The 995-nt window shown below is 30.1% G+C and carries 1 protein-coding gene; it reads right to left on the reverse strand.

Annotated features, from left to right (window positions below; translation table 11 throughout):
* The coding region (locus tag DMC01_RS12580) for a hypothetical protein (protein ID WP_142694523.1) at nucleotides 1-864 on the reverse strand (864 nt) is incomplete at its 3' end.
* Between the last annotated feature and the right edge of the window lie 131 nt (nucleotides 865-995).

The following is a 995-nucleotide window of genomic DNA, read 5'->3' on the forward strand; positions in this document are numbered from 1 at the left end:
ACACTGAACTGTTTTAATCCTAGCTGGTAGGGGTGGTTGTGTGTAAGAAAGATTATGCACCTTGCCATTTTCTTTTGTGTAGGCAAAAAAGATTATATTGTTGCCACTATTATCAAGGATATGCTCATTTGCCATAAAATCTTGCTTTATTTCATTTAAATTCAAGCTTATAAGCTCTCCTTCTTTATCTTTAAGTAAGCTTAGATCTTTTTCTGTGTTTATTTTAGCATAGTTATTAAGACTTGTTTTTAAGGTGCTACTAATGATCTTATAGCCCCATTTGATTTGCTTTAAATTCAAGTCCTTTAAATTCTCATTTAGGCTTTTATTAACCGAGCTTTTAACTATAAAGGCTTGTAAGCTTATGCTTTGATTTGTATCTATGGTGTAAATTTCATCTTTAAAATTGTTTTTATAGCTTTTTAAAGTATTATCAAACCTAGCCTTATAAGTGTTCTTGTAAAAATGAGCCCTGTCTAAGTCATTTAACTTATAAGCCTTGATAGCTCCTATGAAGGCTAAATTCACAGCATCAGTAAAGACAAAGGGGATGGGCTTTTTTGTATCTAGCATACATTCTAAAATATTTATTTGTGCACAAGTTGGGTGTAAAAAATGAGGCTCTTTTAGATAAATGATTTTATCTTTTTTAAGATCTTGTGTTAATCGCACAAAAATGCGAGAAAGTGTATCCATAGAATCATCTATATCAAAGACATAAATGCCATCTTCTTTTTCTTTTGTGCAATCAATTTTAAGCATTTCATCCTTGGGGCTATTTATGTATAGCTTTATGAAATCTTTAAGCTTGTTTATAGGGTGTCCTTGAGTATCTAGGGCTTGAATTTTTACTTGATTTGGCATTTAAAGCTCTCTTTCAAAGATTTTTCTTTCAAATATTTTGAATTCTTAGTTGATTTGACATTTAAAGATTTTTCTTTCAAAGATGTTGAATTCTTGCTTACTTTGGGCATTTAAATTTTTCTTTCAAAGAT

Source organism: Campylobacter troglodytis, assembly GCF_006864425.1.
GTDB lineage: Bacteria > Campylobacterota > Campylobacteria > Campylobacterales > Campylobacteraceae > Campylobacter_D > Campylobacter_D troglodytis.